3 protein-coding genes are annotated in these 4645 nt (G+C 70.4%); all 3 read right to left on the bottom strand.

The features are described 5' to 3' along the window. Window positions 1-104: 104 nt before the first annotated feature. Complete coding sequence (locus CCN33_RS26195) at window positions 105-959, bottom strand: esterase/lipase family protein (RefSeq protein ID WP_086695932.1); 855 nt, start codon at window positions 957-959, stop codon at window positions 105-107. A 226-nt stretch (window positions 960-1185) separates the two neighbouring features. Continuing rightward, on the bottom strand, window positions 1186-2166 hold the full coding sequence (locus tag CCN33_RS26190) for a DNA polymerase Y family protein (RefSeq protein WP_086695931.1): 981 nt from the start codon (window positions 2164-2166) through the stop codon (window positions 1186-1188). After that, window positions 2163-4645: DNA polymerase III subunit alpha (gene dnaE / locus CCN33_RS26185; RefSeq protein WP_107483997.1), on the bottom strand; the 2483-nt coding region annotated here is incomplete at its 5' end. The genes CCN33_RS26190 and dnaE, both read right to left, overlap by 4 nt.

Genomic DNA, 4645 nt, shown 5'->3' with positions numbered 1-4645 from the left:
TCACAGGGGTGTTCAGCGCGCCACGGGCCGGAACCCGCGCTGAACACCCCTGTGAACGCGGGGCCCTGCCGGGCGGCTCAGGCCGGGCAGGGCCCCGAGTCGTCTCAGCTGAAGGCGGACGCGCAGGTGGTGGCCGTGGCGTGGGACGGGTCGAGGGCGTTGGCGACCTCGTGGTAGGCGATGCGGTCGAAGATGCCGATCGCGACGTGTTCGGAGAGGTCGAGCGGGCAGAGGTCCTGGAGGAGGACGTTGCGGACGTCGGAGCCGGAGAGGTACTGGGTGCGCCAGGGGGTGACGACCTCGTCGTACTTGGTGGCGATGACGGTGTAGTGCACACCGGGGACGGTGTCGCCGCCCGCGTTGAGCTTGATCATGAAGGCCGAGTTGGTGATCTGGTCGGCCAGTCCGGGCGTGGTGGACTTGATGAGGTCCTCGGCGCCGGGGAAGTACGGCAGCAGGTTGGTGAGGCCGCTCAGGTCGGTGCCGTGATTGCTGGGGGCGATCCCGACGAGCGCGTTCACCTTGGCGGACCCGCCGAGGAACTTCAGGTAGTACCGGGGCATCATGCCGCCCTGGGAGTGGCCGACGAGGTCGGCCTTGGAGGCGCCGGTGGCGGTGAGCACCTTGTCGACGAAGGCGGAGAGCTGCTCGGCCGACTTGTCGATCGGGCCGAGGCCGTAGAAGACGGGGACACCGGGGAGCTGTCCGTAGTCGAGGGAGAAGACGCAGTAGCCGCGCTCCTTGAGGTACGGAGCGAGCGACACCCAGTTGGTGACGGAGTTGCCGAGGGTGCCGTGGACGAGGACGACGGGTCGCGGGTGGGCGGCTGAGGGCTTGCAGGAGTAGTCGTTCCAGCCACTGCTGGGAGCGGCGTGGGCGGTGGCGGCGGGAACGGTGGCGAGCGCGGCGGCCAGGACCAGCGCGGCGAGCGGTCTGAGCGCTCGCTTCCAGGGCAGCATCGTGTGATCTCCTTGCGGCTCAAGGGAGAAGGTGCACGGCCTAACCCTGTGATCCGGATCACGGGATGCTGTTCACTCGTCAAGTTACGGACGAGTAGTGCAATTGTGAAGTTACGCGTCGGTAAAAAGTTCCATCCGCCCTCAGAAGCCCCCGCACACTGAGGAACCGTCACGAGGCGGCACAGGACCGCCGAATCCCACCAGAAACTCCCGCCACGCGGGTGACTCAGGCAGCGAGCGTCCCGGGCATCACCGCGCGGGGCCCGAACTTGGCCCGCGCCAGGTCGGCGACCTCCTCGATCCGGCGGACCTTCTCGTCCACGGGGTCGAAGGTGAGCTGGTGCGCGGCCTCCCCGGCCGGCGTCAGCCCCTCGGCGCGCAGGGCGAGCGCCCGCACCCGCGCCCGCTGGAGCCCCAGCGCCTCGTACATGCCGTACGCCGCCTTCGTCAGGTCGGCCGAGTGCGCGGTCGGTTCGGCGAGGGTGCGTCCGCGGACCGTGGTGGAGCGGTCGGCGTAGCGCACGGTGAGCGTCAGGGAGCGACAGACGTGCTCCATCTCCCGCAGCCGGGCGCCCAGTTCCTCGGCGTCGGCCAGCAGCGCCCGCCGGTGCCGGCCGGGGTCCAGCTCGTCCCTGCCGAAGGACCGCTCGGCGGCCACCGACCGGGAGACGGCGTTCGGCACGACCCGCCCCCGGTCCACCCCGTTGGCCCGCTCCCGCAGCTCACGGGCGGTCCTGGCCCCGACGAGCCGCTGGAGCGTGGCGGGCGGCGCGACGGCGACCCGCCCGAGGGTGTCCAGCCCGTACTCGCACAGAGTCCGGGCGGTGGCCGCCCCCACCCCGGGCAGCGCGACCACGGGCAGCCCGGCGAGGAACTCCGCCCCGGCACCGGGCTCGTCGGGAACGGCGCACACCACTCCCGGCCGGGCCTGTCGCAGCGCCATCCGGGCCAGCGTCGGCCCGGGCCCGGCGCCCACCACGCAGTCGACCCCGTACCGGGCGAGGGCCCGTACCCGGATCAGCGCGGCCAGTTCCACCGGCCCGCGCCCGAAGTACCGCTCGGCCCCCCGCAGATCGGCCAGGGCCCCGTCGGGCGGCAGCCCCTCCACAACGGGCGTGAACTCCTCCAGCAGCCCGAGCAGTTCGGACAGCTCCAGCTCACCGTCACCCTCGCCGGCCCGGCGAAAACGCACACAGAGGATGGTCATCCCGCACTCCCCGGACTCTGGTGCCACAACTTCCGCATGGCGGACGGCGCCTGCTCGGACACTTCCTGGCCGGCCGGGCGCAGGTCGGCCCACGGGTGCATCTGGAAGCCGGTGGACATCCGAATCCGGCGCCCCACCCCGTCCTCCGCGGCCTTCGCCTCCGGCGCGGGCTCGGCCAGCCGGGCCGCCACCTTCTCCAGACCGCCCTCGGCCCGCAGCTCGGCGAGTTCGGCGAGGTTCCAGGCGGCCGACCCCACCACGCTCAGACTGCGGGGCCCACGCCGCTGCACCACTCCGCGCACCAGCAGCAGCCAGGAGTGGAAGACGGTGTGCGCGCAGGCGTCGTGCGAGTCGTCGAAGAAGGCGAGGTCGACCAGCCCGGTGCCGTCGTCCAGCGTGCTGAAGATGACCCGCCGGCCGGACCGGATCGGCGGGGTCTGGGTGGCCGCCTTGGCACCGGCGACCAGTACGGTCTCCCCGTGCCGGGCCTCGCGCAGCCGCCGCGCCGACACCGCGCCCAGTTCCTCCAGGAAGCCCCGGTGGTCGTCCATCAGGTGGTGGGAGACGTCCATGGACAGCACGCCCAGCTCGGCACTGAGCCGCTCGGCGTCCGACAGATCGGGCAGCCCGGCGGAAGCGGTCCGCCGGCCGCCGCCCAGCGGAAGCTGCTCCCCACGCCCGCCACGGGAGCCCCGGTGCAGCTCGGCCAGGTGCAACTGGAGATCACGCCGGTTGGCCCCGAACGCGTCCAGTGCCCCGACCTGCGCCAACCGCTGGGCGAGCGGCCGCCCCGGCCGCCCTCGCTCCCAGAAGTCCAGCAGGGAGGCGTACGGCTGCCCCTCGGCGATCCGCGCGGCCTCCGCCTCACTGATCCCGTGCACATCGGCGAGGGCGAGCCGCACCCCCCACGCCCCGGACACCAGTTCGATTCGATGGGCGACCCCGGACACATTCACGTCCAGCGGCAAGATCGGCACGCCGAGCCGCCGCGCATCAGCCAGGAGCAACCGCTTGGGATACATGCCGGGATCGTGCGTGAGCAGCCCGGCATAGAAAGCGGCAGGGTAATGCGCCTTGAGCCACGCCGACTGATAGGTGGGCACGGCGAAAGCGACGGCATGCGCCTTGCAGAACCCGTAGGACCCGAAAGCCTCGACGATCTCCCAGGTCCGCCGGATGGTCTCGGCGTCGTAACCCTTCTCCTCGGCCCGCTGAGCGAACCACACCCGCACCCTGCCCTGGGCCTCCGCATCGGAGAGCAACCGCCGCACGGCATCGGCCTCTCCCCGCCCGCACCCGGTCATGACGGCAAGAATGTCAATGACCTGCTCATGGAACACCACCACCCCATAGGTGTCCCGCAACGCCGGCTCAAGATCCGGATGCGGATACCGCACAGGCGCCCGCCCGTGCCGCGCCTCGATAAAAGGCCGCACCATGTCGGCGGCGACAGGACCGGGCCGGAACAGAGAAATGTCCACCACCAGATCCGCGAAACAATCAGGCTGAAGCCGCCCCACCAGATCCCGCTGGCCGGGCGACTCGATCTGAAAACACCCGAGCGTCTCGGTGGACCGGATGAGCCGATACGTATCGGCATCCCCCGCGGGCAGAGCCTCCAGATCGACCCGCTCCCCCGAGGCCCGCTCGACCTCGGCGACGGCGTGCGCCATGGCCGACTGCATCCGCACCCCGAGCACATCCAGCTTGAGCAGCCCGAGATCCTCCACGTCCTCCTTGTCGAACTGCGACATGGGCAGCCCCTCCCCGCTGGTGGGAACCACCGGAGTGCGCCGTAGCAGCGAGGAGTCGGACAGCAGAACCCCACAAGGATGCATGGCGACCCCACGCGGCAAGGCATCCAGCGCCTCCACCAGGTCCCACAACACCCCGTACCGCTCCTGCTCCCCGGCAAGCGCCTTCAACTCGGGCAGCTCGGCAAGCGCGACCCGGGCGTCCCGAGCCCGAATATGCGGGAAAGCCTTGGCAATCCGATCGATCTCGGCAGGGTCCATCGAAAGAGCGGCCCCCACATCCCGAATGGCATGCCGAACACGATAGGTCTCCGGCATGGCAACGGTAGCGACCCGCTCGCCGCCAAACCGCCCGATAATCGCCCGATAAACCTCGATCCGCCGAGCGGACTCCACATCCACATCGATATCAGGAAGCGCAACCCGCTCCCGCGACAAGAACCGCTCCATGAGCAACCCGTGCGCCACCGGATCGGCATGGGCGATGCCCAGCAGATGGTTCACCAGAGACCCGGCCCCGGACCCCCGGGCAGCGACCCGGATTCCCATCTCCCTCACGTCGTCGACCACCTGGGCAACGGTCAGAAAATAAGACGCAAACCCATGATGTCCAATGATCTCCAGCTCTTCATGCATTCGCTCCCAGTACTCCCGCCGCCCGGAATACCCAAGCCGCACCATCCCGGCAACGGCCCGAGAGGCAAGCGCCCGCTGAGCCCCCCGCC

Origin of the sequence: Streptomyces recifensis (genome assembly GCF_002154615.1) — a bacterium.
GTDB lineage: Bacteria > Actinomycetota > Actinomycetes > Streptomycetales > Streptomycetaceae > Streptomyces > Streptomyces griseoluteus.
This window is presented reverse-complemented; position numbering and strand designations above follow the sequence as displayed.